22 protein-coding genes and 1 pseudogene are annotated in these 26,008 nt (G+C 64.8%); 13 read left to right on the forward strand and 10 right to left on the reverse strand.

Annotation, left to right across the window (positions count from 1 at the left end):
- Window positions 1-2: 2 nt before the first annotated feature.
- Window positions 3-125 (forward strand): annotated as a pseudogene (locus ACTIEZ_RS00325) (PEPxxWA-CTERM sorting domain-containing protein); the annotation flags it as partial.
- Here ACTIEZ_RS00325 and ACTIEZ_RS00330 read toward each other — a convergent pair.
- Window positions 112-1,443 (reverse strand): NAD(P)/FAD-dependent oxidoreductase, encoded by a 1,332-nt coding sequence (locus ACTIEZ_RS00330; RefSeq protein ID WP_439544650.1) that lies wholly within the window; start codon window positions 1,441-1,443, stop codon window positions 112-114. The pseudogene ACTIEZ_RS00325 and the gene ACTIEZ_RS00330 sit on opposite strands and share 14 nt — an antisense overlap.
- A 137-nt stretch (window positions 1,444-1,580) precedes the next feature.
- On the opposite strand from ACTIEZ_RS00330, the gene ACTIEZ_RS00335 reads away from it, so the two are divergent.
- From ACTIEZ_RS00335 to ACTIEZ_RS00350, 4 genes are all read left to right on the forward strand, one after another.
- Window positions 1,581-2,000 carry a GFA family protein gene (locus ACTIEZ_RS00335; protein ID WP_439544651.1) on the forward strand — a complete coding sequence of 140 codons (420 nt, stop codon included), beginning with the start codon at window positions 1,581-1,583 and terminating at the stop codon, window positions 1,998-2,000.
- Between the two features lie 130 nt (window positions 2,001-2,130).
- A complete protein-coding gene (locus ACTIEZ_RS00340; RefSeq protein ID WP_439544652.1) occupies window positions 2,131-3,036 on the forward strand; it encodes a hypothetical protein in 906 nt (301 codons plus the stop codon).
- Window positions 3,037-3,068: 32 nt separating this feature from the next.
- Window positions 3,069-5,234, forward strand: coding sequence for a phosphoribosylformylglycinamidine synthase subunit PurL (gene purL / locus ACTIEZ_RS00345; protein ID WP_439544653.1), 2,166 nt, complete (start codon window positions 3,069-3,071; stop codon window positions 5,232-5,234).
- Window positions 5,235-5,288: 54 nt separating this feature from the next.
- A complete protein-coding gene (locus ACTIEZ_RS00350) occupies window positions 5,289-5,636 on the forward strand; it encodes a DUF4112 domain-containing protein (protein ID WP_439544654.1) in 348 nt (115 codons plus the stop codon).
- 24 nt (window positions 5,637-5,660) lie between these two features.
- On the opposite strand, the gene nadC is transcribed toward ACTIEZ_RS00350, so the two are convergent.
- On the reverse strand, window positions 5,661-6,491 hold the full coding sequence (nadC, locus tag ACTIEZ_RS00355; RefSeq protein ID WP_439544655.1) for a carboxylating nicotinate-nucleotide diphosphorylase: 831 nt from the start codon (window positions 6,489-6,491) through the stop codon (window positions 5,661-5,663).
- Between the two features lie 82 nt (window positions 6,492-6,573).
- Here nadC and ACTIEZ_RS00360 point away from each other — a divergent pair, with 82 nt between their 5' ends.
- Both ACTIEZ_RS00360 and ACTIEZ_RS00365 read left to right on the forward strand, forming a co-directional pair.
- Window positions 6,574-6,999: a putative toxin-antitoxin system toxin component, PIN family gene (locus ACTIEZ_RS00360; RefSeq protein ID WP_439544656.1), complete on the forward strand. Its 426-nt coding sequence runs from the start codon at window positions 6,574-6,576 to the stop codon at window positions 6,997-6,999.
- 13 nt (window positions 7,000-7,012) lie between these two features.
- Window positions 7,013-7,252, forward strand: coding sequence for a hypothetical protein (locus tag ACTIEZ_RS00365; protein ID WP_439544657.1), 240 nt, complete (start codon window positions 7,013-7,015; stop codon window positions 7,250-7,252).
- Window positions 7,253-7,261: 9 nt separating this feature from the next.
- Here the strand turns inward: ACTIEZ_RS00365 and nadA are convergent, their stop codons facing one another.
- Both nadA and ACTIEZ_RS00375 read right to left on the reverse strand, forming a co-directional pair.
- Window positions 7,262-8,266, reverse strand: a complete 1,005-nt coding sequence (nadA, locus tag ACTIEZ_RS00370; RefSeq protein WP_439544658.1) for a quinolinate synthase NadA — start codon at window positions 8,264-8,266, stop codon at window positions 7,262-7,264.
- Window positions 8,266-9,147: an MBL fold metallo-hydrolase gene (locus ACTIEZ_RS00375; RefSeq protein ID WP_439544659.1), complete on the reverse strand. Its 882-nt coding sequence runs from the start codon at window positions 9,145-9,147 to the stop codon at window positions 8,266-8,268. Before ACTIEZ_RS00375 ends, nadA begins: the two co-directional genes overlap by 1 nt.
- A 99-nt stretch (window positions 9,148-9,246) precedes the next feature.
- Between ACTIEZ_RS00375 and ACTIEZ_RS00380 the strand changes: the two genes are divergently transcribed.
- Both ACTIEZ_RS00380 and ACTIEZ_RS00385 read left to right on the forward strand, forming a co-directional pair.
- Window positions 9,247-10,497, forward strand: a complete 1,251-nt coding sequence (locus ACTIEZ_RS00380; protein ID WP_439545068.1) for an NAD(P)/FAD-dependent oxidoreductase — start codon at window positions 9,247-9,249, stop codon at window positions 10,495-10,497.
- Window positions 10,498-10,509: 12 nt separating this feature from the next.
- A complete protein-coding gene (locus tag ACTIEZ_RS00385) occupies window positions 10,510-10,806 on the forward strand; it encodes a hypothetical protein (RefSeq protein ID WP_439544660.1) in 297 nt (98 codons plus the stop codon).
- A 130-nt stretch (window positions 10,807-10,936) separates the two neighbouring features.
- On the opposite strand, the gene ACTIEZ_RS00390 is transcribed toward ACTIEZ_RS00385, so the two are convergent.
- Window positions 10,937-13,114, reverse strand: coding sequence for a prolyl oligopeptidase family serine peptidase (locus ACTIEZ_RS00390; protein ID WP_439544661.1), 2,178 nt, complete (start codon window positions 13,112-13,114; stop codon window positions 10,937-10,939).
- 17 nt (window positions 13,115-13,131) lie between these two features.
- The gene (locus tag ACTIEZ_RS00395; RefSeq protein WP_439544662.1) at window positions 13,132-14,928 is read right to left on the reverse strand and encodes a DUF885 domain-containing protein; all 1,797 of its coding nucleotides are present in this window, start codon (window positions 14,926-14,928) and stop codon (window positions 13,132-13,134) included.
- A gap of 192 nt (window positions 14,929-15,120) precedes the next feature.
- Here ACTIEZ_RS00395 and ACTIEZ_RS00400 point away from each other — a divergent pair, with 192 nt between their 5' ends.
- Complete coding sequence (locus ACTIEZ_RS00400) at window positions 15,121-16,317, forward strand: acetyl-CoA C-acyltransferase (RefSeq protein WP_439544663.1); 1,197 nt, start codon at window positions 15,121-15,123, stop codon at window positions 16,315-16,317.
- A complete protein-coding gene (locus ACTIEZ_RS00405; RefSeq protein WP_439545069.1) occupies window positions 16,314-17,090 on the forward strand; it encodes a 3-hydroxybutyrate dehydrogenase in 777 nt (258 codons plus the stop codon). Before ACTIEZ_RS00400 ends, ACTIEZ_RS00405 begins: the two co-directional genes overlap by 4 nt.
- Window positions 17,091-18,057: 967 nt before the next feature.
- On the opposite strand, the gene ACTIEZ_RS00410 is transcribed toward ACTIEZ_RS00405, so the two are convergent.
- The gene (locus tag ACTIEZ_RS00410; RefSeq protein ID WP_439544664.1) at window positions 18,058-19,299 is read right to left on the reverse strand and encodes a dipeptidase; all 1,242 of its coding nucleotides are present in this window, start codon (window positions 19,297-19,299) and stop codon (window positions 18,058-18,060) included.
- Window positions 19,300-19,400: 101 nt separating this feature from the next.
- On the opposite strand from ACTIEZ_RS00410, the gene ACTIEZ_RS00415 reads away from it, so the two are divergent.
- On the forward strand, window positions 19,401-20,543 hold the full coding sequence (locus tag ACTIEZ_RS00415) for an acyl-CoA dehydrogenase family protein (RefSeq protein WP_439545070.1): 1,143 nt from the start codon (window positions 19,401-19,403) through the stop codon (window positions 20,541-20,543).
- Between the two features lie 114 nt (window positions 20,544-20,657).
- Window positions 20,658-21,773 (forward strand): fatty acid desaturase family protein, encoded by a 1,116-nt coding sequence (locus ACTIEZ_RS00420; protein WP_439544665.1) that lies wholly within the window; start codon window positions 20,658-20,660, stop codon window positions 21,771-21,773.
- 204 nt (window positions 21,774-21,977) lie between these two features.
- Here the strand turns inward: ACTIEZ_RS00420 and ACTIEZ_RS00425 are convergent, their stop codons facing one another.
- The 3 genes from ACTIEZ_RS00425 to pufM all read right to left on the reverse strand — a co-directional run bounded on the left by ACTIEZ_RS00425 (window position 21,978) and on the right by pufM (window position 25,997).
- Complete coding sequence (locus ACTIEZ_RS00425; RefSeq protein WP_439544666.1) at window positions 21,978-23,708, reverse strand: flavin-containing monooxygenase; 1,731 nt, start codon at window positions 23,706-23,708, stop codon at window positions 21,978-21,980.
- Between the two features lie 166 nt (window positions 23,709-23,874).
- Window positions 23,875-25,026: a photosynthetic reaction center cytochrome PufC gene (gene pufC, locus ACTIEZ_RS00430; RefSeq protein WP_439544667.1), complete on the reverse strand. Its 1,152-nt coding sequence runs from the start codon at window positions 25,024-25,026 to the stop codon at window positions 23,875-23,877.
- Window positions 25,023-25,997, reverse strand: coding sequence for a photosynthetic reaction center subunit M (gene pufM / locus ACTIEZ_RS00435; RefSeq protein WP_439545071.1), 975 nt, complete (start codon window positions 25,995-25,997; stop codon window positions 25,023-25,025). The genes pufC and pufM overlap by 4 nt, the downstream gene beginning before the upstream one ends.
- Between the last annotated feature and the right edge of the window lie 11 nt (window positions 25,998-26,008).

Genomic DNA, 26,008 nt, shown 5'->3' on the forward strand with positions numbered 1-26,008 from the left:
GTTATGATATCGCTGCGGCCGTCCCGGAACCGGCAAGCTGGGCGATGCTGATCACCGGCTTTGGCTTGACGGGCGCTGCCATGCGCCGGCGCCGCCAGAATCAACGCCGCCTCAGTGCAGCTTGAGCTTTGGTCGAACCACCTGGTTGACGTGCCCCACGACCATCAGGAACACGCCCTTCATCCAGCCGTGAATGGCAACCAGGTGCATGCGGTAGAGTGAGGTATAGACGAACCGCGCCAGCCGGCCTTCGATCGCCATCTTGCCGCCAACCAGATTGCCCATCAGGCTGCCCACCGTGGAATAGCGCGCCAAGCTGACCAATGATCCCTTGTCCTCATAGACAAAGGGCTTCAGCGCTTTGCCGGCCACCAGCGCCTTGATGTTGTGGAATACCGTCTGCGCCATCTGGTGCGCGGCCTGGGCGCGCGGCGGGATCGGCCGCTCGGCGCCGGGCGGCGTGTAGCTGCAGCAATCGCCGATGGCGAACACGCAGTCGTCCAGCGTCGTCTGCAGCGTGTCGCGCACCAGCAACTGGTTGTTGCGGGTGGTTTCCAGGCCGCCGATGGCCTGCAGGAACGGCGCGCCCTTCACGCCGGCCGCCCACACGCGGATGTCCGCCGGGATGATCTTGCCATCCTTGGTATGGATGGCGTCCGGCGTGGCGGACACGACCTGTGTGGCCGGCAGCACCTTCACCCCCAGATTTTCCAGCTCGCTGTGCGCTGCGGCCGCCAGTTTTTCCGGCAGCAGCGGCAGGATGCGCGGGCCCGCCTCCAGCAGCGACACCTGCAACCGGTTGCGATCGAACACCTCCAGGCCATAAAACCCCAGCGCATCGGCCGCCGAATAAAGCTCGGCCGCCAGTTCGACACCGGTCGCACCGCCGCCGACGATCACCACCTTCACGCTGGCATCGCAATTCGGATCGGCCACCATCATGCGCGACACGCGCAGGCATTGATTCAGCAGCTTGCGGCGGAAACGGTCGGCATCGGCGCGGCTTTCCAACGCCAGGCAATGTTCCTTCACGCCCTCGATGCCGAAATCGTTCGACACACTGCCGACGGCCAGCACCAGATAATCATAACGGATGCGGTGGCGGCCGATCACTTCGCTGCCGTCTTCATCGGTGATCGGCGCAATGATGATCTCCTTGGCGTCGCGATCAACCGCTTCCAGTGCGCCGTCGAAATAACGATAGCCCCAGCGATAGGCATGGCCGCGGTAGCCGACCTCATCCAGATTGGCATCCAGGCTGCCGGCGGCAACTTCGTGCAGCAACGGCTTCCAGATATGGGTGGAATTGCGATCGACCAGGATGATGTCGAAATCGGCACGCGGAAAATGCGAGCCCAGCTTCGTCACCAGTTCCAGCCCGCCAGCGCCGCCGCCGACGACCACGATCTGCGTCTTTTTCCCGTCGGCCCGTGTGCGCGGCATGCCCGTCCTTCATTGCTGCTGCACTGCGTCATAGCCGGCGAAAGCGCCTCGCGAAAGGTGCGGATGGCGCAGACAGGCATTGGACAGGCACATGGCCAGCGAATAGCATCGCGCCATACGCAGCGCAGGAGGGGCCGATGCCGGATGAGATCGTTGCAACCGGCCGCTGCCTGTGCGGTGCGGTGCGCTTTCATCTGCTCGGCGCGTTGCCGCCGGTGGGATTCTGCCATTGTTCGCAGTGCCGCCGCGTATCGGGGACGGGCTCCAACGCCGTGCTCAACATTCGCACAGAGCGCTTTGTCTGGGACGCCGGCGAAACGGAACTGCGCCATTTCACGACCGCCACCGGATGGCGAAACATGTTTTGCGGGCAATGTGGTTGCCCGACGCCGCAACCCACGCCCGACGGCAAGCGCATGTTCGTGCCGGCTGGCGCGCTCGATGGTGATCCGCCGCTGACCATTTCCGGCCATATCTTCACCGGATCGAAGCCGGGCTGGGTCGCGATTTGCGATGACGCACCGCAATTTGCCGGCCAACCGGGCGCCGGCGATTGAGCCTTCGCTGCGGTCATCATGCCATCGCGGCATGACAAATTCGCGCTGCCGCTCTTGACGCCGGCGATGGTCGCCGCCTTGTTGACGCTGCGCTGCACCACCGGGTGGCCAGCCGTTGGGGGACGAAACGATGCTGACCATCCTGCTGGCACTGCTGACGCTGGCCGCGGCGTTCAATGCCGTCGTGCTGCTGCGCGCGGCCATTGCGCAGCGGGTGTGGCCACGCGCCGAAGCCGCCGTGCTGGGCGCGGTGGTGAATTTCCTCGATACGCTGGGCATCGGTTCGATGGCCCCCACCATGGCCTGGTTCAAATTTCGCAAGATGGTGCCCGATCACCTGATCCCGCAGACGATGATCACCGGCTTGACCCTGCCAACCATGGTGGAGGGCCTGATCTTCCTCAGCCTGTTGGGTGTGGGGGTGGACCCGGTGCTGCTGGTGGGCAGCATATTGGCCTTTCTGGCGGGTGGCTGGGCCGGCCTGCCGCTGATCGCCCGCGCCAAGGCCTGGGTGGTGCAGGGCGTGGTGGGCATCGCCTTGCTGATCGCGGCCGGATTTTTCCTGCTGTCCAATCTGGATCTGATGCCGGTGGGCGGCACCGCAACCAGCCTGCCGCCCGGCCTGACGATCGTGGCCATCGCCGCCAGTTTCGGCTTTGGCGTGCTGATCAATTTCGGCATCGGCAATTATGCGCCGTCGCTGGCCATGCTCAGCCTGATGGGGCTGGACCCGCGTCTGTGCTTTCCGATCATGGCGGCCAGCGCCTCCTTTGCGGCGGCCGGGATCGCGACCCATCACATCAAGGCCGGCAAGATCGATCTGTGGGTGCCGCTTTCGATGGTGCTGGCCGGCATCCCGGCCGTGCTGGTGGCGGCCCTGATCGTGAAGGCACTGCCGCTGGCCCCGCTGAAATGGCTGGTGTCGGTGGTGATCAGCTACACCGGCATCGTGATGCTGCGCACCGCTGCCAGCGGGCGACGCGCTGATGCCAACACGCAAGCGCCGGCGCCGCAAAATCCCGCCACATCGGCATGACAAATGCCCGGCCGCAGTCTATGCGCCCCGGCATGAGCAACGCCATGTCCAGCATCACCCCCGAGATTGTCGCGGCCCACGGCTTCACGCCCGAAGAATATGACCGCGTGCTCGCCGCGATGGGGCGGGAACCGAACCTGCTGGAGCTTGGCATCTTCTCGGTGATGTGGTCCGAACATTGCAGCTACAAATCCAGCCGCATCCATCTCGCCAAGTTGCCGACCAAGGCGCCCTGGGTGATCTGCGGCCCCGGCGAGAATGCCGGCGTGATCGACATAGGCGATGGCGATGCAGCCATCTTCAAGATGGAAAGCCACAACCACCCCAGCTTCATCGAGCCTTACCAGGGCGCGGCCACCGGTGTCGGCGGCATCCTGCGCGATGTGTTCACCATGGGCGCGCGCCCCGTCGCCAATCTGAACGCGCTGCGCTTTGGCGCCATCGATGCGCCGCGCATGCGCCATCTGGTGAAGGGCGTCGTCGCCGGTATCGGCGGCTATGGCAATTGCGTGGGGGTGCCGACCGTGGGCGGCGAGACGATTTTCCACCCCAGCTACAATGGCAACATCATCGTCAATGCCATGACCGTGGGCGTCGCGAAGGCGGACAAGATCTTCTATTCGGCTGCCGCTGGTGTCGGCAATCCGGTGGTCTATGTCGGCAGCAAGACCGGGCGCGACGGCATCCACGGCGCCACCATGGCCAGCGCCGAGTTCGATGAAAACTCCGAGGAAAAGCGCCCAACCGTGCAGGTGGGCGACCCGTTCACCGAAAAATTGCTGATCGAAGCCTGCCTGGAGCTGATGGCATCGGACGCGATCGTGGCGATTCAAGACATGGGCGCGGCCGGCCTGACCAGTTCGTCGGTGGAAATGGCCAGCAAGGGCGGGGTGGGTATCCGCCTCGATCTTGATCGCGTGCCGTGCCGTGAAACCGGCATGACGCCCTATGAAATGATGCTGTCCGAATCCCAGGAACGCATGCTGATGGTGCTGAAGCCGGGGCGGGAAGATTTTGCCGCGGCCATCTTCCACAAATGGGAACTGGATTTCGCCGTGATCGGCGAAGTGGTGGACGGCGGCGATCTGACGATGACCTTCCATGGCGAGGTGGTGGGCCGCATCCCGCTCGATCCGCTGGCCGATGCGGCGCCGAAATATGATCGCCCGCATGTGCCGACACCCAAGCGCGCACCGCTGGAAAATGTACCCGAAAGCAGCGACATCGCGGCCGATCTCCTCACCCTGATGGGCAGCGCCGATCTCTGCTCGCGCCGCTGGATCTGGGAGCAGTATGACAGCCAGGTCGGCGCCGACACGTTGCAGCGCCCCGGTGGCGATGCCGCGGTGGTGCGCGTGCATGGCACCCGCAAGGCGCTGGCCATCACCACCGATTGCACGCCGCGCTATTGCTTTGCCGATCCGGTGGAAGGCGGCAAACAGGCGGTGGCCGAAAGCTGGCGCAACATCATCGCGGTGGGCGGCAAGCCGCTGGCGATCACCAACTGCCTGAATTTCGCCTCGCCGCAGAATCCAGTGATCATGGGCCAGTTGGTTGGCTGCATCGAAGGCATGGCCGAAGCCTGCCGGTCGCTCGATTACCCGGTCGTTTCGGGCAATGTGTCGCTTTACAACGAAAGCCGGGCGACGGGCGGCGGCAATGCGATCCTGCCGACACCGGCGATCGGCGGCGTCGGCCTGCTGGCGGATTATGCCGGGCAGATGGACCTGGCCTTCAAAGCCGCGGGAGACGTGATCTGGCTGATCGGCGCGGCCGGTTCCCACCTTGGCCAATCGCTGTGGCTGCGCGAGCTGCACGGCCGCGAAGACGGCCCGCCGCCGCCGGTTGATCTGGCGGCCGAACGCGCTGCCGGTGAACAGGTCGCCGCGTTGATTGGCGATGGCGTGGTGACAGCGGTGCATGACCTGTCCGACGGTGGCCTTGCGGTGGCGCTGGCAGACATGGCGTTGGCTGGCGGGCTTGGCGCATCGGTCGCGATGCCGCTCGAAGCCGCCACGGCGTTCGGCGAAGATCAGGCGCGTTACCTGGTCACGACGCCGGCTGGCGTCGAAATTGCTGGCGCGACGCGTATCGGCACAGTGGGCGGCGACGCGCTGGTGTTGAACGGCACGGCATTGCCGCTGGCAGAATTGCGCCGCGTGCATGAAACGGCGCTGCCCGCGATGATGGCGGGTTAGGCGATCTGGGGCCAACCACTTGTAACGCGGCCAAACAGGGCCAGATTCGGTGCCATGACCGCACTTGCCCTCACGCCTGCCAAGGCTGCCACTCGCGCCCGGATCATCCGCCTCGAACATCTGCTGGAAGGCATGGTGAACGTGCCGGTGATCGGCCGCGTCGGGCTGGACAGTCTGCTTGGCCTGGCGCCTGGCATCGGCGATCTCGCCGCCGGCGCGCTGGGCGTCTATCTGATCTGGGAAGCCCGCAACCTGGGCGCCTCACGCGGCACGCAGATCAGGATGCTGGCCAATGTCGGTCTCGACACGCTGCTGGGCAGCATCCCGGTGGCCGGCAATATCTTCGATCTGTTCTTCCGGTCGAACACCCGCAATCTGAAACTCATCAAGCGGCTCTTGTAACCCCGCTCCTCGCTGGGGGGAGCGTCAGAGAAAATCCAGCCCGATATCCGCCGCCGGCGCGCTCTGCGTGATGCGCCCCACGCTGATGAAATTCACCCCCGTTTCGGCAATCGCCCGGATCGTATCCAGCCGCACGCCGCCGCTGGCCTCGGTCGGCACCCGCCCCGCCACCAGCGCCACTGCGGCCCGCAGCGTCGGCACATCCATATTGTCGAGCAGCAAGCGATCGGCGCCGGCCACAATCGCCGGTTCGATCTGGTCGATGCGGTCCACCTCCACGACCACGCCGGTCAGCCCCGCCGCCTTGGCCGCGCGCACCGCCAGTTCCACCCCGCCGGCCACGGCGATATGATTGTCCTTGATCATCGCCCCATCATCCAGCCGCATGCGGTGATTGGTGGCCCCGCCCATGCGCGTGGCATATTTTTCCAGGTCGCGCAGGCCGGGCAACGTCTTGCGCGTATCGAGCAGCACCGCGCCAGTGCCGGCAATCGCATCGACATAGGTGCGCGTCATGGTGGCAATCCCGGTCAGATGCTGCACCGTGTTCAGCGCCGAACGTTCGGCGGCCAGGATCGCCCGCGCATGGCCCGAAATCCGCAGCAACGCCGTCCCCGCCGGCACTGCCACCCCATCCTCGACCAGCCGTTCAAACCGGCAGCAAGGATCGAGCGCGCCGAAAAACCCCTCGGCAATATGCACGCCGGCCAGCACGACATCATCCCGGCTGGCCATCACCGCATTCAACCGCGCATCCGCCGGGATCACCGCGTCCGACGTGATGTCCCCACGCGTGCCAAGGTCCTCTGCCAGAGTGGCGGCAATGAATCGGTCAAGGTCGACATCAGGGATCATGGCGCTGCGATAGCGACGCTGCCACAGGGGGACAAGCACGCAAGATTTGCCGTCGTGTGCGCATGACGTTATATATGACGTCATGTTCGTGCTGGATACCAATATCCTGGTGGCAGCCTTGTGGTCACGCAATGGCGCATCATGGCGGTTGCTGGACCTGGCGCTGCGTGGGCAGTTGTCGGTTGCGGTATCAGTCGCGCTGGCCCTTGAATATGAGGCGGTGCTGACCCGTGCACAAATGCGCGAGGCCAGTTGGGCGACCATAGCCGATCTGAATGCCGTGCTGGACGCCTATCTGGCGGCGGCAACGCTGGTGATGCCGGTCCGCACCCGGCTGCGGCCGACGTTGAACGATCCGAACGACGACATGGTGCTGGAATGCGCTGTGCAGGCCGGTGCCGACGCCATCGTGACCATGAACACCCGCGATTTCGCAGCGGCAGCATTATATCGGGTGGAGGCAATCCTGCCCGGTGCCGCGCTGGCACGCTGGCGCAATCAGCAGTGAAAGGAGCCCAACCATGAGCAACTACCCGCTACGCCTGCCCGATCATGTGCTGGCCGACGCCAAGGCCTTTGCCGCGCGCAACGGCACATCCCTGAACCAGTTCCTCAGCAGCCTGATCGCCGAGCGCGTCGGCGAGTTGAAAGCGCTGGCCCATGTCGAGGCGCGGATAGCGCGCGCCGAGGCTGGGGCTGCATCGGCCGTACTGGCGAAGGTGCCGGATCGTGCGCCGCTGCCTGGCGATGAACTGGCCTGACGCGCAGGCTCAGTCCCCCGTCACCCGCACCGGCGAGACGTTGCCGGCCATCTCCAGCATGCGGTCCAGGCTGCGCTTGGCGCGCACGCGCACGTCTTCGGGCACTTCAAGCTGAGGCGTCAGATCGCGCAGCGCCAGATAGAGTTTTTCCAGCGTGTTCAGCGCCATGTACGGGCACATGTTGCAGCCGCAATTGCCGTCCGCGCCGGGCGCACCGATGAACTGCTTGTGCGGCGCGGCCTTTTGCATCTGGTGGATGATGTTGGGCTCGGTGGCCACGATCACGGTCGGTTCCGGGCTGTTCAGCGCATAATTCAAGATGCCGCTGGTCGCGCCGATATAATGGGCCAGTTCCAGGATCGGCGCCGGGCATTCCGGGTGCGCCAGCACCGGCGCCGCCGGGTGCAACGCCTTCAGTTTGAGCAGTTCGGTCACCGAAAAACGCTCGTGCACGATGCACACGCCGTCCCACAACAGCATGTCGCGCCCGGTCTTGCGGTTGAGCCAGGCGCCCAGATGCTTGTCGGGCGCGAACAGGATTTTCTGGTCCGCCGGCAACTGGTTGATGATCTTTTCCGCCGACGAAGACGTCACGATGATGTCGCTCTCCGCCTTCACCGCCGCCGAACAATTGATGTAGGTCAGCGACAGATGATCCGGGTGCGCCCGGCGAAAACGGGCAAATTCTTCCGGCGGGGCCGAATCCTCCAGGGAACAGCCGGCCTTCAGATCGGGCAGGATCACCGTCTTGGCCGGCGACAATATCTTCGCGACCTCTGCCATGAACTTCACGCCGCAAAAGGCGATCACATCGGCATCGGTGGCCGCCGCCTTGCGCGACAGATCGAGGCTGTCGCCAACGAAATCGGCAATGTCCTGAATTTCCGGCGCCTGATAATAATGCGCCAGGATCACCGCATTGCGCTCCTTGCGCAGCCGGTTGATCTCGGCCTTGATGTCCACGGTGGCACCGCCGAAGCCATTGGCACCCAACATGTTCAATCGCGCGTCCATCATGCGTCTCCGTTGCGGGCCCAGCGGTCACCCTCACGCACCACTTGCCCGCGGGTTTCCAGATCGATCAGATGCGCCAGCACGCTGCGCCCCGCCGCCGGGTGCAGCCGCTTGTCGACCTGTGCATACATCGCCGCCACCATCGCCGGGATCGTCACCAGGCCTTCGTCGATGGCGCGCAAGACTTGCGCCTCGCGCTGGCGGCGATGGCCGAGCAGATGCCGCACAAAGCGCTGCGGCTCCGTCACCGCCTCGCCGTGGGTCGGGTGATAGATCACGTCGTCACGGCCGATCAATTTCTGCAGGCTCGCCATGTAATCCGCCATGTCGCCATCGGGCGGCGCCACCACCGTGGTGCTCCAGCCCATCACATGATCGCCAGTGAACAGCGCCTTTTCCTGTTCCAGCGCAAAGCACAGATGATTGCTGGTATGCCCCGGCGTCGCCACCGCGGTCAGCGTCCAATCCGGCCCGCTCACGCGCTCGCCATCGGCCAACACGACGTCCGGCGCATAGCTGGCATCAAAGCCGGCATCGGCGCGCGGGCCATCATCGCTAAGCACCAGCGGCGCACAGCCCACGATCAGCGCGCCCGTCGCCGCCTTCAGCGCCGGTGCCGCCGGCGAATGATCCATGTGCGTGTGGGTGATGACGATATGGCTCACCGTCTCGCCGGCCAGCCCCGCCAGCAACGCCGCGACATGCGCCGGATCATTGGGGCCAGGATCGATCACCGCCACCGTGCCGCGTCCGACGACGAACGTGCCGGTGCCGGTAAAGGTGAACGGCGACGGATTGCGCGCCAGCAGCCGGCGCACCAGCGGCGAACGCTCTGCCAGCACGCCATATTGGCTGTTGTCGGGGTGAGCAGCAAGATCCATGCCCCCCATGTGGCAGCGGCGCGCCGCAATTGAAAGGCCGGCCACTCTTGATAGGATTGCAACCTTGCCGCATGCGTCTGCGAACGAAAGGGCATGGCGATGCAGCAATATGATGTGGTGATCGTGGGTGGCGGCCATGGCGGCGCAGCCATGGCGACGCAATTGCGCCAGCGCGGCCATGCCGGCACCATCGCCATGCTCACCGCCGAGCCGGAGCTGCCCTACGAACGCCCACCTTTGTCCAAGGATTATCTGGCCGGCGAAAAAAGCTTCGATCGCATGCTGCTGCGCCCGCCGGCCTTCTGGGCGGAGCGCAACGTCGAAATCCGCACCGGCACACGCGTCACCGCCGTCGATCCGGTTGCGCAATTGCTCGCCACCACTGCCGGTCCGATCGGCTACACCAGCATGATCTGGGCCGGCGGCGGCGATGCGCGGCGGCTGACCTGCCCCGGCCATGATCTCGCCGGCCTGCACGCCATCCGCACGCGGGCCGATGTCGACGCCCTGGTGCGGGACCTACAGCATTATTCCGGAGCTGTATTGGTCATCGGCGGCGGCTACATTGGTCTCGAATCGGCTGCCGTGCTGACCAAGCTGGGTCACAAGGTCACCCTTTTCGAAGCGCTCGACCGGGTGCTGGCGCGTGTTGCCGGCGCTGACCTGTCCCGCTTCTACGAAGCCGAACATCGCGCCCATGGCGTGGTGATCGAAACCGGCATGACCGTTACCGAAATCACCGGGTCTGCCGGTCGCGCGACAGGCGTGACCCTCGGCGATGGCCGGCATGTCGCGGCAGACGTGATCATCGTCGGCATCGGCATCGTCCCCGCAGTGCAGCCCCTGCTGGCTGCCGGCGCCCAAGGCGGCTCGGTCGGCACGCCCGGCGGCGTGTGGGTGGACGATCATTGCCGCACCACCCTGCCCGGTATCTTTGCGATCGGCGATTGCGCGCTGCATGCCAACGCCTTTGCCGGCGGCGCCGCGATCCGCCTCGAATCGGTGCAAAATGCCGCCGACATGGCCGCCACCGTCGCCCGCACGCTCACCGGCGATCCCGCGCCCTACCGTGCCGTACCGTGGTTCTGGTCCAACCAATATGATCTGCGCCTGCAGACCATGGGGCTGAGTATGGGCCACGACGCCACCGTGCTGCGCGGCGATCCCGCCACCCGCAGCTTCAGCCTCGTCTATCTGAAACAGGGCAAGGTCATCGCGCTGGACTGTGTCAACGCCGCCCGCGATTATGTGCAGGGCAAGGCGCTGGTCGAACAGGGCGTTGCCGTCCCGATCCACGCGCTGGCCGACACCGGCACGCCGCTGAAGGCCTGGCACCCTTCCGCCGGCTGAGGGGAGTGAGCGATGCCGATTGTGCGCCATCCAGGCCAGCATTTGCCCGAAATCACCACCCGCCAGCCGATATCGGCCGCGCCCACCGCCATTGCCGCCTTCGAAGAACAGTTCGGCGGCCGGGCGATCATCGTGCGCCTGCCCGATCCCCCGTTCGGCGGTGCCACCAGCATCGCGGATTTCCTGCCGCCCGGCGTCACAGACACCAAGCGCGGACTCCATGCGCTGGACAAGGCCGACACGTTCAACCTGCTGTGCAGCCCGCCCCAGCATCGCCATCGGCGCCCCCTGCCACGGCGTCGCGCATAATCGATGGCGTGGAGCAGGTAATCGTGACCGTCAGCGGGGCGGCGACGGTGCACGCGCGCCCGCGCGGATGGAAGGGCAGTGCCGACGCTGTCAAAACCGGTCGGGAAGACGGGCCTTCGTTGGCAAGCGATCAGGGCCGGTCGCGGACATTGCGGTTGAAGAAGTCCACCATCTTCCTGAAGGCAAAACGGGTTTGCGGGAGGTTGTCGCTGGCCCAGGCATGGTTGGCGCCGGGCAGGGTGACCAGTTCGAACATCTGTTCGCGCTGGATCATCTGTTCGGCCAGCGTGGTGGTATCGGAATAAAGCACCACCGGATCGCGGGTGCCGTGGATGATCATCAACGGGTCCCTGATGCCCTTGGCCTGATACAGCGCGGATTGCGCTTCGTAACGGGCCGGCATGTCGGGGCCCTGGTAATTGCCCATGATCCACATCTGGGCCGGATAGGCGTGCCACACGTTGGTGGCCGGGGCGCCAGCGATGCCGGCGGCATAGACACCGGGTTTCTTGGCCAGCGACATGATCGTCATAAGCCCGCCATAGCTCGATCCCCACAGCCCCACCCGCCTGGGATCGACAAAGCCCTTGGCGACCAGATGGCGGACCCCGCTTTCAAGGTCGTTGATGTCGGTCTCGCCATAGCTGTGATACTGGCTCTGGTTGTGGGCTCGCCCCTGCCCCCAGGAACCGCGCACGTTCACGTTGAGCACGATATAGCCCTGGGACACGAAATATTGATCGATCCCCCAGGTCGGATGCGCCCGGCGCCCGCCCCACTGGTTGCGGGCGGCATCGGAATAGACCGAACCGACGATCAGCGGATAACGGCGGGCGGGATCATAATTGGCCGGCAGGCTGACCCGGCCGAGCAGGGTCTGGCCATCGACATGGCTGGCAAATTCGATGTAGCCGACCTTGGCCCAAGTCTGCTGCTGGAACTCGGGGCGCGGCGAGTTGGTGACCTGCACCGTGCGGCCCGGCCTGCGCGTATCGACGACATGCAATTCGGGCGGCGTGCTATCGTTGCTGTACCAATCGGCGATCATCGCGAAATCCGGCGAATAGACCGGCTCGTGGGTGCCATGGCCCTGCGGCCCCACCGGCTGCACGGCGCCGCCGGACAGCGGCACACGGTACAGCGACCGGTCCGACAGATAGGATTTGTTGGCGACGAAATGCAGTTGCCGGTTCTTGCGGTCCACCGCAAACGACGCGATTTCCCATTCGCCGCGGGTGATCTGGCGCGGCACACCACCGGCGGTGCGCTGATGATAGAGATGCAGCCAGCCATCGCGATCGGTCAGGATGATCAGGCCATCATCGCCCGGTGCCCAGGCCACCTGCCAGTCGGTGCGCAGATGTTTGGCTTCGCGCAACTGATAGAAGGTTTCCCGCTGGCCGCTGGCCACATCATAAAGGTAGATCGTGTGTTCCTTGGCCTCCATGTCCGAACCACTGACGAACAGGCGCTTGCCATCCCCCGACAGGCCGAAGCCCCAGACGTGGTGCTTGGGATCGGGGCGATCGAACATGCGCACAGCGCCGTTGGCCAAGTTCACCACACCGACCGTGGCCTTCGTCGTTTCTTCGCCCGGGAAGGCCCGGATGACCCGGTTGTTCCGCAATTCGCCCTTGGCATGATAGAAGATGTCGCGTTCCGGCATGGCGATGTCGTCGCTCTGCTCGAAGGCGATGGCGTCCGAACCGTCCGACCAATGGTAATCGCTGACATAGATTTTGGCATTGTCGCTGCCGACCAGCCGCCGGGCCGGGCCAGTGCCAGCAGCGGGCATCACCCACAGATCGCCACCCGCGACATAGGCCAGCGACTGGCCATCCGGCGACACACCCAGCTTGCGGATCCCTTGGCTGTCAGCCGCGATCCGGGCGCTGGTGCCATCGGCAGCTTGGGTGAACAATTGCCCGCCCAGTGTGTAGGCGATGCGGCCATCACCAAGCGCCACGACCTGCCCGATGCCCGCCTGCTCCGCTTTGGCGTCCGTGCCAAGGAAGGTCAGCCGCTGTTTCTGCCCGGTACCGGGATGAAAGCGCCAGACGTCGCGAAAACTTCGGCCATCCGCGTTCCACAGGAACAGCACCGCACCATCCGGCGCCCAGACAAAGCCGACCGGTTCGTTGCCGACAATGCTTTGCGGTTGATACAGCGCATCAAGGGTCAGGCTTGTGCCAGCCACGCTGGCGGTGCCCGCAACCGGCGTGTCCGGCAATCGCTGCGCCGCGGCAGGCAGCGCGCCGATGGAAAGCGCCAGCGCGATCGCGCCGATCCAGATGCTGTGCCTGGTCATCCCGTATGCCCCCCTGATCATGCCGACGCCCAGGCCGCAATCATCGCTTCCAGCACCGCCATCGGCACCGGTCCGGCCTTCAAAACGAGATCGTGGAAGTCGCGGACATCGAAACGGGCGCCCATCCTTGCCCGGGCGGCTTCCCGGGCGCCGACGATGCGATTGGCGCCAACCTTGAAGGAGCAGGCCTGGCCGGGATAGGTGCAATAACGCACAATCTCGCGTTCCGTGGAGAGCGGGGGTTCACCGGCATTTTCCACCATCCATACGGCCGCCTGTTCCGGTGTCCAGCGTTCATGGTGCAGCCCGGTGTCGACAACGATGCGGGCACTGCGGAACAGTTGCGATTGCAGCGCGCCGATGCGGCCGAGGGGATTGTCGGCATAGACGCCGAGTTCATCGGCAACCTGCTCGGCGTAAAGCGCCCAGCCTTCGGTCCAGGCGGAAAAGCCCACCAATTGCCGAAACAGCGGCAGGGCTGGCGCATTGCGCAGGGCGCTGGCCTGATAATGATGCCCGGGCACGCCTTCGTGGTGGACCAGGGTCGGCATCCGCCAGGCGCCATTTTCTTCCGGGTGCAACAGGTTGACCACGATCGTGCCTTTGCCGTTGCTGCCCACGCCCTGGTACATCGCGCCGGGCGATCCGGGCTCCACGCCGGGGTCCATGCGGCGGACCTCCACCGGCTGGACATCGCCGATGTGAAAGCCGTTGCCGAGTTTGGCGGTGGTGGCGGCGATCTGGCGTTGGGCCAGCGCCAGCAGTTGGGCGCGGCCCGCATCGCCGGACACCCGAAAGCGTGGATCGCTGTCCAGAGCCGCCAGGCGCTCGCCGACGCTGCCCTTGCCAAGGCCTTGCGCTTTCAGCAGGCCGTCGATCTCGGCGGCAAGCGCGCGGCACTGGGCGAGGCCTTCGCGGTGCAGATCGCCCGGCGCAACATCGGTGGTGGTGTTGGCGCGCAGGGCCGACGCATAATAGGCTTCGCCATCCGGCAGCCGCCACACCCCGCCGATATCGGATGCGCGCGGCCGCAGCGATGCCAGCGCCGCGATCTGGCGATCCAGCGCGGGCACGATGCGGGTGCGCAGGATGGTTTCGGCGCGCGCCGTCACATCAGGATAATTTTGCGCAGCGATCCGCGCCAGCATCGGGGCGATCAGGCGGCTCTGGGCCGGGTTTTCGTCACGCAGCGCCTGCATTTGCGGGATGGTGCGATCGATGACAAAGCCCGGCGGCGCCACGCCCTGGGCGGCATCGTGGCGGATCCATTCGGTTTCCTGATCGAGCGCCGTGGCAAAGCCATCGAGCCGCGCCAGCCAGTAATCGACATCGGCCGGCGCAGTCAGCGGTTGCCGTTCGCCGAGCGAACCCGGCAGCCAATACCAGGCGCCGCCCATCTGCTGCACGACATAGGGGCTGGGCCGCAGATTGAGATCGACGGCACCATAACGGCCGAGCAGATCATCGAGCGTGGCATAGACAAAGCGCGCCACGTCATAATCGAGCGCTGCGGTGGGCGAGAGGGCGGCACGATCGATACCGGACAGTTCGAGCAGCGCGAACTTGACCGCGGCACGATCGCCGGTGCGAGCGGCCAGCGAACGATCGTTCAGCCGTGAGCGCAGCGCCGGATCGGCGCCGGCCGCCCGCCGGCCGCTGCTGGCCTCTTGCGGCATGCGGCGCAGATAGGCTTCGGCATGCCGCTGCAGCATGGCTGCCAGCGCGGCGTCTGCTCCGTCTGCGGCAAAGGCCGGCAACGCGCCGCCGAGCGCGAGCATCGCTGCGCCCTGCAGGAAATTGCGCCGCTCGATCATGTCATCCTCCGCATGCAGGCTGCCGGAATAGCGTGACAACCCGCTTACTCTCAAGCGCAGAATGCCCCCGTTCGTTCGCAAGGCGAACAAATTTGCCGAAAGCGCACGAGAAGGCCAGCGCGCGCTTTCTGCTTCCAGCGCACGCCGGCGGGCTTTAAGTGCGGTGCAATATTGCCGCAGGAGTCGCCCCGCATGTCTGCTGATCGCACCGCTGATCCCATTGTCATTTCCGCTTACGCCCGCACGCCGATGGGTGGTTTTCAGGGGGCACTGTCGGGCGTGAGTGCCACGCAGCTCGGCGCGGCGGCGGTGCGGGCGGCGGTGGAACGTGCCGGCGCGGCGGGGGAAGCCATCCAGCAGATCATCATGGGCTGTGTGCTTCCGGCGGGCTTGGGCCAGGCGCCAGCGCGGCAGGCGGCGTTGGGCGCCGGCTTGCCGCTGGGCATCGAGGCGACCACTGTCAACAAGATGTGCGGCAGTGGCATGCAGGCCACGATCATGGCGCATGATGCGATTGCGGCGGGCAGCGCCGATATCATCGTGGCGGGCGGCATGGAGAGCATGACCAATGCCCCCTATCTGCTGACCAAGCATCGCGGCGGCGCGCGCATCGGCCATGATGCCATCAAGGATTCGATGTATCTGGATGGGCTGGAGGATGCCTTTGATCCCGGCCGCTTGATGGGCAGTTTTGCCGAGGAATCGGCGCGGGATTACCAGTTCACCCGGAGCGCGCAGGATGAGTTCGCACTGGCCAGCCTGGCCCGGGCGCAGGCGGCGATTGCCAGCGGCGCCTTTGCTGGCGAGATCGTGCCAGTCACCATTTCGGCGCGCGGCGGCGATGTGGTGATCGATACCGACGAACAGCCCGGCAAGGCGCGGCCGGACAAGATCCCCACGTTGAAACCAGCCTTTGCCCGGGATGGCACGATCACCGCGGCCAATGCCTCCTCCATTTCCGATGGTGCGGCGGCGCTGGTGATCACGCGGGCCAGCGTGGCCGAGGCGCACGGGATGGCCGTACAGGCGCGCATCGTTGCCCATGCCGCCCACGCCCATGAACCCGGCAAGTTCACCACCGCGCCGGTCCCCGCAATCCGCAAGGTGCTGGCGAAGGCCGGCTGGAGCGTGGCCGATGTCGATCTGTTCGAAGTGAACGAGGCATTTGCCGCGGTGGCGATGATTGCTATGCACGATCTGGCCATCCCCCACGAAAAGCTCAACATTCACGGCGGCGCCTGTGCGCTGGGCCATCCGATCGGCGCGTCAGGCGCGCGCATCATCGCCACGTTGCTGGCGGCGCTGGAGCGGACCGGCGGCAAGCGCGGCGTGGCGGCCCTGTGCATCGGTGGCGGCGAAGCCACGGCCATTGCAGTGGAGCGAATCTGATGAACGAATTGAACGGCAAGCGCGCGGTCGTGACCGGTGCGACCAGCGGCATCGGGCTGGCGATTGCCACCGCGCTGGCCCAGGCCGGCGTGCGCGTGATGATCAACGGCTTTGGCGACGAAGCGCAGATCGCAGCGGCGCGGGCGGCGGCGGGGGACGCGCTTTACCACGGTGCCGACATGTCGAAACCGGCCGAAATCGCCGATCTGTTCGCGGTCGCACAATCGGAACTGGGCGGCGTCGACATCCTGGTCAACAATGCCGGCATCCAGTTCGTTTCGCCGGTGGAGGATTTCCCGGCCGCGAAATGGGATGCGATCCTGGCCATCAATCTGTCGTCCGCCTTCCACACCAGCCGGCTGGCAGTGCCGGGCATGAAGGCCAGTGGCTGGGGCCGGATCATCAACACCGCGTCGGCGCACAGCCTGGTCGCCTCACCGTTCAAATCCGCCTATGTCGCCGCCAAGCATGGCCTGGCCGGCTTCACCAAGTCGATTGCGCTGGAACTGGCGACGCATGGCATCACCGCCAACTGCATATCGCCCGGTTATGTTTGGACGCCGCTGGTCGAACGGCAGATCCCCGACACGATGGCCGCACGCAAGCTGACCCGCGAACAGGTGATCAACGACGTGCTGCTGACGGCGCAACCGACCAAGCAGTTCGTGACCGTAGAGCAAGTGGCGGCGGCGGCAATGTTCCTGTGCAGCGATGCCGCCAGCCAGATCACCGGCGCCAACATCAGCATGGATGGCGGCTGGACCGCTGCCTGAGACGGTGGCGTGAATTATCCCCGTTATCCCCGTTATCCACAGGCCAAAGGGCAAATATTTCATTTTGACGACTCAGCCCATGGTGAGACCATTCACCTGTAGCCGGGAATTGACGGCGGCGGAAACGCCAAAGGAAATGAACCGGTTATGGCGTGACGGCGTGAGAAATCCACTCGACGAGAGGGGATTTGGCGCGAGCGACATGTCGAACCGGGCAGTCGGCCCGTTGAAAAACCGTTCTGATGCAAATCAGGACGCACAACAGCGGAATGATCGGTCGGTTCAGGGCTGAAAGCCAGGCCAGGTGGCCAGGATCAGCGGGTTCGCCCGCCGGATCGGGAACACGGGACTGGTGACAGCCAGCAGGCTGCAACGCCAGCCCAGGCGCAAGGCAGGCCCGCAAGTGCGTGCTATCGCGCATGCAGGGCTGGCCCCAGGCGAGGGATGGGCAGGCAGCCTGGGCCAGAAGCCCGCGAGGAAGATCGGCGCCTTGGCGCTGGACAGACAAGCGGCGCAGGAAGGTCCGGCAAGGGTGACGAGACGGCTCCGCCGAGCCGCCCCGCCACCCATTGCGAAAGTGCCGGAAAGACGGTGCGACCGCCGTGGCCGCCCCAGCTGCGCCCGCAAGGGCTCGGGCAGGAGAGCGCAGGCGAGCAGCCGGACAAGACGGCACGACATAGTGGCCGCTGGTGGCGACACCAGCGGCCATTTTGGTGCGCAGCGCCGCGAGCGCGCGTGCCGCGCGCCGACAGGCGCCAGCACGGCCAGCGAGCAAAAAGGGCGGCACTCCAGCCGCCTTTTTTGACTCGTCTGACGGCGCGGCCTTGCCGCGCTCTTTCTTGCTTCCTTCCTCATTGCCTGAAGCGGACCCGGCGGCTCTGCCGCCGGCCGCGCCCGCATGCACGAAACCCGCCCCCGACGGCACTGCCCCACCCCCTCCCCCTCCCCTGAAGGGGAGGGGAGCAAGTCAAGGCGTCACATCCGGCGGCAAATCGCCCGCCATGCTGGCCGAAACCTTTTCCGCCGCTTCCATCGCCCGCAGCAGATTGCCGCCGGCGATCTTCTCGCAATCGGCCTCGCTATACCCGCGGCGCAGCAGTTCGGCGATCAGGGCGGGGTATGTCTCGACGCCTTCCAGCCCGGTGGGGGTCGATCCGATGCCATCCAGATCGCCGCCGATGCCGACATGATCGATACCCATCGCCTTCACCAGATGCTCGATATGATCGGCGACATCCTTGATGCTGACCGGCGGCTCCGGATTTTTCGCGTCCCATTCCGCCATGCCTGCGCCCTGGCGGGGCAGATCGGCGATATACTGCGCCGCCAGCCGCTGGCGTTCGCCGCCCCGCGCCGCTTCCCAGGCCTGACGCGGGCCATTGATGAAGCCGGGCACATAGGTCGCCATGATCACGCCGCCATTGGCCTTTACCAGCGGCAGCACATCGTCGGGCACATTGCGCACATGATCGGCCAGCCCGCGCGCCGACGAGTGGGAGAAGATCACCGGCGCCTTCGTGGTGGCCAGCACCGCCTTCATCGTGCCGGGCGAGACGTGGGAGAGATCGACCAGCATGCCGATGCGGTTCATTTCGCGGATCACCGCCTTGCCATAATCGCTGAGCGGCTGCGGGCGCGCCGGTTCATTGGCGCTGTCCGCCCAGTCATTATGCTTGGTGTGGGTCAGCGTCATGTAACGCACGCCCAGCGCGTGGTACATACGCAACACCGGCAGACTGTTGTCGATCTGGCTGCCGCCCTCCACGCCCAGCAAGCTGGCGACCTTGCCGGTTTTCTGGATGCGGCGGATGTCGGCGGCGGTGCCGGCAAGCTCGAAATCGCCCGGATATTTCGCCACCAGCCCGTGCACGATATCAATCTGTTCGATGGTGGATTTCACCGCCTGTGGGCCGGTAACAGATGCCGGCACATAAACGCTCCAGAACTGCCCGCCCACGCGGCCCTGATGCAGGCGCGGGATGTCGGTCATCAACGGCCGCTTGTATTGCCGGCTGTCGCTTTTCAGATCCTGCTGCCACCAGCCCTCACCGAAACTGCCGCGCAGCGCGCCTGGCCAATCATTATGCCCATCGATGATCGGCTGGCGCTTCAGCACCGCCTCGGCGCGCTTCAGAAACGGGTCTTCCAGCGCCAGCGCCGGGGTTGCCACGGCGGCCAGCAAGGCAGCGATCAGGAACTTGTGCATCATGGCACCCACTGTGGCACCGTGCCGCCCTCTCTTGCAAGACAGGTGACGGCCCCGCCCCATTGGCCACATAACGTAGGCGATCACCAGTTCGGAGAATGACAATGCTCGAAGCTGCCGACCGCCGCGTTTATGGCCCCGATGAAGCCGCGTTCCGCGATACGGTGCGCAAGGTGTTCGACAAGGAATTGATCCCCAATCTCGACCGTTACGAGGAAGAGGGCCTGGTCGATCGCAATTTCTGGCGCGCGTGCGGCGATGCCGGGCTGCTCTGCCCCGGCGTACCAGAGCAATATGGCGGCCTCGGCCTCGATTTCCGCTACAACGCGATTGTCGATGAGGAGCTTTCCTATGCTGGATCGTCGGCCGGGATCACGCTTCAGTCGGACATCATCGCCGATTATCTGATCGCCTACGGGTCGGAAGAGCAGAAGCAGAAATATCTGCCCAAGATGATTTCCGGAGAGATCATCACCGCCATCGCCATGACCGAGCCTGGTGCGGGCAGCGACTTGCAGGGCGTGAAGACCACCGCGAAAAAGGATGGCAATCACTATGTCATCAACGGCTCGAAAACCTACATCACCAACGGCCAGAACGCCGATCTGATCATCGTCGTCGCCAAGACCGAGCCGGACAAGGGCGCCAAGGGCACCTCGCTGATCCTGGTCGAAGCCGACCGTGAAGGCTTCGCGCGTGGCCGCAACCTCGACAAGATCGGCCAGAACAGCGCCGACACCTCGGAACTGTTCTTCAACGATGTCCGCGTGCCGATGACCAATTGTCTGGGCGAGGAGAACATGGGCTTCATCTATCTGATGAGCCAGTTGCCGCAGGAGCGCCTGTCCATCGCCATCTCTGCCCAGGCCGGCGCCCAGCGCGCCTTTGATGAGGCGGTGAAGTTCGTCAAGGATCGCAAGGCGTTCGGCAAGACGGTGTGGGATTTCCAGAACACCAAATTCGTGCTGGCCGGGCTGAAAACCGAACTGCAGGTCGGTTGGGCGCATATCGATTGGGGCCTGCAAAAACTGATCGAAGGCAAATTGACCGCGGCCGAAGCCAGCGCCGCCAAATTGTGGCACACCGAATTGCAGGGCCGCGTCTGTGACGAAGCGCTGCAACTGCACGGTGGCGCCGGCTACATGAACGAATATCCCATCGCCCGCCTGTGGCGCGACGCCCGCGTGGCGCGCATCTATGGCGGCACCAGCGAAATCATGAAGGAAGTGGTCAGCCGCACGATCTGATCGGCCGGCCCCGCGGCAATTGCGGCATTAACAGGCATGGCCATGTCGGGTTTCTGCCCTTAACCGGACGCAATCTGCTGCCATATGGGTGTCATGAGAGCTGATGCGTCGTTGATGAGTGTGAGTGCGGCACGCGCCGTCGAGCCGTGCCCACCGGCAGCGCTGCGGATTGCGGCTGGCGAAGTCGTGCGCGATCCGTCAGTCGAAGACCGAGCCATGATCCAGCGCGCGGCCACGATCGGCCGCGAGTTGGGTGCCTACAAGCCCGTCGTCTATTGGGTCGATACGCTGGCATCGGCTTTGGTTGGCTGGGGCGCGCTGGCGGCGTTGATGCTGCTGCCGGGCTTGCCGCTGGCGGCGGCACTGGCGCTTGGTCTGGTCGCCGTGCTCGGCATTTATCGCCTGGGCAGCTTCATTCATGAAATCACCCACATGAAGGTCGATAGCGTGCCCGGCTATCGGCTGGGGTGGAACCTGATCGCCGGCATCCCGCTGATGATCCCCAGCTTCATGTACGAAGGCGTGCACACGCTGCATCATGCCCGCAACCGCTACGGCACGGTGCGCGACCCGGAATATATGGCGCTGGCGCTGAAGCCAAAATACAGCCTGCCGCTGTTCGTGGCTGTGTCGGCGTTGGGGCCGATTGCGTTGTTTGCCCGCTGGGCTGTGCTGGCGCCCCTGTCGGTGCTGGTGCCTGGGCTGCGCCGTACGATCGAAGCGAAATTTTCGGCGCTGGCGATCAATCCGGATTTCCGCCGCGATCCGGTTACCGGCGCGGCCCGGCAGCGCTGGCAATTGCTGGAGGCGGCGACGTCGCTGTTGGCCATCGCCATCCTGGTTGGTGTCGCCACTGATGTAATCCCGCTGCGCGCCTTCCTGATCTGGCTTGGCGTGTTGTCGGCCAGCATGGTGATCAACCAGGTGCGGACGCTGGCGGCCCATCTGTGGGAAAATGATGGCAGCCAGATGAGCATCACCGCGCAATATCTGGATAGCGTGAACGTGCCGCCACCGGCGCTGTTGCCAGTGCTGTGGGCACCGGTCGGCCTGCGTTATCACGCGCTGCACCATCTGCTGCCCGGCCTGCCCTATCATGCGCTGGGCGAAGCGCACCGGCGTCTCGCCGCTGAGCTGCCAGCCGACAACGCCTTTCACCGTGGCAATCACCGTGGCCTGGCGCCGGTGGTGGCGCGGCTCTGGGCTGGCGCCGGAGCCGCACGCGCTTAGAGTTGATTGCAGTTTGGTTGAAGCGTCTCGGCTCCCTCCCTTCAAGGGAGGGCGACTCGGCGCCAGCCGAGCGGGGTGGGTGATCCTGCCTGTGGCCATACTTTGCACCCACCCCGGGCCTCGCCTGCGGCTCGTCTCTCGCCCTCCCTTGAAGGGAGGGAGCTTTGTGGCTGCAACTTGAAAGCGGTCGACCCTAGGGCCGGGTCACGCCGGCTGGCCGTGGGCCTCCAGCCATTTTGCCACCCGGCCCGTCGCCATTTCAACCAGATGCGGCGCCATGTTTTCCGGCGGCGGCGGATAGCTGGTGAAGTCGCGCGATTCGCTCAACACCTGATCGCCGCGGGCGATCACGAAGCCTTCCCAGCCCTTGTCACGCACCGCGTTGCAGGTGTCGGTGTAATGATGCAGCCCGCCGGCATAGGCCATGAATCGGCGCGGTTTGCCGGGCACGTTGGCGCCCATGTACCAGCTATTGGCTTGCGGCAGCAGGGTCATCGCCGCGGTCTGGTCGCAGTGATCGGTCCATAGCTTCTCGGCTTCCAGGCTGGCCTCGATGCGGCCGGCCTGGCTGGCGTTCAGCGCGGCGATGATGTCGGCGACATACTCCACATGCTGTTCGATGCTGTTGATCATGTTGGTCAGCACCGAAGGACTGCCGGGGCCGGTGATCAGGAACATGTTGGGGAAACCGGCAACCATCAGGCCGAGATAGGTTTCCGGGCCGGCCGCCCAATGATCCTGGATGGTTTCACCGCCCACGCCGCGAATGTCGATGCGCTCGATGGCGCCGGTCATCGCGTCGAATCCGGTCGCCAGCACCACCGCATCGAAATCATGGGCTGCGTTCTGGGTCTGGATGCCGGTCGCCGTGAAACGAACCAGCGGATCGGCGCGCAGATCGACCAGACTGACATTGTCGCGATTATAGGTGGCGTAATAGCCGGTATCGACGCAGGGGCGCTTGGTGGCGAACGGGTGATCCTTGGGCGTCAGCATGTCGGCAACCTTGGGATCCTTCACCTGTTCGCGGATCTTGCCGGCCACGAATTCATGCACCATCCGGTTGGCTTCAGGATCGATGGCGGAATCGGCAAAGGCCCCCAGGATGCGGAAGCCGCCCCACGCCCAGCGCCGCTCCAGTTCCGCCGTGATCTCTTCCGGCGCCGTGTGGATCAGGATGGAATCTTCCCGGGCTTCATTCCAGAACCCGCCGACGGTGCGGCGCGATCGGGCGCGATAGGCGCGCGGGTCGGCCAGCCATTCGTGGAAATCGGCTTCGGGGATTGGGCCATTGTGGGCCGGCATGGAATAATTGGGGGTGCGCTGGAAGACGGTGAGGTGCGAGGCCTGTTCGGCGATGATCGGGATGGATTGGATCGCCGATGAGCCGGTACCAATGATGCCCACGGTCTGTCCGCTGAAATCCACGCCGCCGTGCGGCCAGCGCGAGGTCCGGTAAATCTGGCCCTGATAGTCCTCGATGCCGGGGAAGGTGACATCGGTGGGCACCGACAGGCAGCCGGTGGCCATCACGACGAAGCGGGCGGGCAGGGTTTCACCGCTGTCCAGGGTCACATCCCAACCGTCTGCATCGGCATCCCAATGTGCGGCGGTGACGCGCGTGTTGAAACGGATGTCGCGGCTGAGGTCGAAACGCTCGGCGACATGATTGGCATAGGCGAGCAATTCGGGCTGGGGCGCATAGCGTTCGGACCAACGCCAATCACGCTCCAATTTCTCATCAAAGCCGAAGCTATATTCCAGGCTCTGGATATCGACGCGGGCGCCCGGATAGCGGTTCCAGTACCAGGTGCCGCCGACACCGCTGCCAGCCTCCGCCACCTGCACCTTCAGGCCTTGCTGCCGGCACTTCAGCAACATGTACATGCCGGAAAAGCCGGCGCCGACAATCAGCACATCCAGTCGTTCAGCCATGATCTTGCCCTTTCCCACGCGATGCCCCTCCCCAGGGACGATATGGCAGACGCTACCACGCGTGCTGGGTTGGCAAAGCTGGGAATATTGGGTGCGACAGGCCGTGCATGAAAAAAAAGGCCCGGCATCGTGGCGATGCCGGGCCCGTGTTTTGGCTTTTGCCTGATCAGGCTGCCGGTTTTTGCAAGCTGGCCGCTGCGGCGGTTTCCGCCGGCATTGCCGCCGGGGCAGCAACCGGTGCCGCAGCCACCACCGGCGCAGCCGCAGGCGCAGCATCATAGCTGCCCTTCAGTGCCGGATAGTCCTTCAGCATCTTGTAGCCACCCAGCGGCTTGTTCACACCCTGGTGGCAGGTGGTGCAGTTCACCTTGAGCGGATCGCCGTGCGGACCGCGGCGGTTGCCATAGGGACCCTTGCCATTGACCGGCCAGATATCACCCAGCGCCGTGATATAGTTGTTGTTGATATCCCGCACCATGCGGATGCCATACCAGGCACCAACACGCTGTGGCCGGCTGTCTTCCCACTTCGCGAAATTGTTCGAGTTGTGGCAGAAGCTGCAATTGACGCCCAGGCCCTGGCTCATGTGCATCATGAGGCCGTAGGTTTTTTCCGTGCTCTGGATCGACGCATTGCTGGCCTTGGTCGGGAAAGCCTTGCCACCCACCCGGATATTGTCCTTGCCGGCCAGATAATCGGTGAACGGATCATAAGCGAGGCTGGCATAGGCCACCGTCTGCGCGGGGGTGTTGCCGCCACGCTTGTTGCCCGTCAGCGTGCCGGGATCAGGCACAGCGGTCGACCAGTTGTAGGTCGGCACCGGCTTGCCGCGGTGACACGTCCAGCAGGTCACACCGGCATTTTCCTGACCAGCAAAGTGCGGAACCCACTCGGCATTCACCTTGCGCGTCATCTGCAACATCTTGCGCGCCACGACCTTGGTGTATTTTTCGTCCGACGCCATGTTCTCCGGATTATGGCAATAAGTGCAGCCGGCATCCGGAATGTCGCTGCCATCGGGCGACACCCAGGTGGTCATTGCCTGCATCAGATAGTTGAACTCGTCGACCGAGACATCGCCCAACACCTGAACATTCTCATAGGCCGTGCCCGACTTGTCGCCAGAGATCATCTCCGCCGTCAGCTCGTACGGCGGTGCCGGAATCTCACCGACCTTTGCCTTGCTGTCCGGATCGCTGATCAGGACGAGGGCGGTGCCACGATAGCCCACCTGCTCCTGTTCCTTGGGCCCGAACTCGCAGCCCGCCAGCAGCAACGCTGGCAGCGCGATGGCAACAAGCTTGTTCAGCGCGTTCATTGCGGTGCTCCCGGAAGCGTGGCCGGATCGATGACGCCGGTCGCAGGATATTCCAGCGCAAACCCGTGCTGGACAGCCCAGAGATACCAATTGTCGACGACCGTACCGGTCAGAAGGATGCCGATGCCACCGGTAAGCGTCGTCAGCACGGCGAACCACCAGGCCCAGCGGTGGATGGATTCCATGGTGGCGTTCCAGCCCATGGTCCAGCGCCAGAACAGCGCCGCGCGCTCCGATGCGGTACCGCGGTCGGTGATCTGCTCGATTTCGCGCTCACCGCCATAGCGGCCGACGGCCAGAATTGTGGCGCCGTGCATGGCGAACAGCAGGGTCGAGCCATAAAGGAAGACGATGCTGAGGGCATGAAACGGATTGTAGAACAGATTGCCGTAGCGGATCGAGAAGGCCGCCGTCCAATCGAGGTGCGGGAAGATGCCGAACGGCACGGCTTCGGCCCAGCTGCCCATCATCATCGGGCGGATGAACCCAAGCACGAGATACAGCCAGATCGCCGAACCGAACGCCCAGGCCACATGCGTGCCCATGCCGAGTTCCTTGGCGCGCACATAGGTGCGGGCCCACCACAACAGGATGGAAGCCGTGAGGAAGAAGCCGGCGGCAATCCACCAGCCGCCTTCATTCAGCGGCACGTTGGCCGTGAAGCCATATTTGGCAGGCGGCGGTTCCAGCGCCAGCCAGAAGAACTGCCGCACGAACTGGATCGGATCCCAGTTCACCGACGCGGCCATGTTCAGGCCCATGATTTCGATGGCGATGAAGCCGCAGAGCAGCGAGGCAACGCCGAGGGTGCCAAGGTAGACAGGCCCGATCTGGGCACCGCCCAGCTTGCCCATCAACCAGGAGGTACCGAACGGCCCGAAACGACTGTCGTTGTTGGGGCCCAGCGGCACACCGGGTTCCAACTCACCCCTGAGTTGGACCTGCGTGAAGATGTTTTGATAAGCCATGATGCTTGTCCGTC

Origin of the sequence: Sandarakinorhabdus sp., assembly GCF_051860625.1 — a bacterium.
Taxonomy (GTDB): Bacteria; Pseudomonadota; Alphaproteobacteria; order Sphingomonadales; family Sphingomonadaceae; genus Sandarakinorhabdus.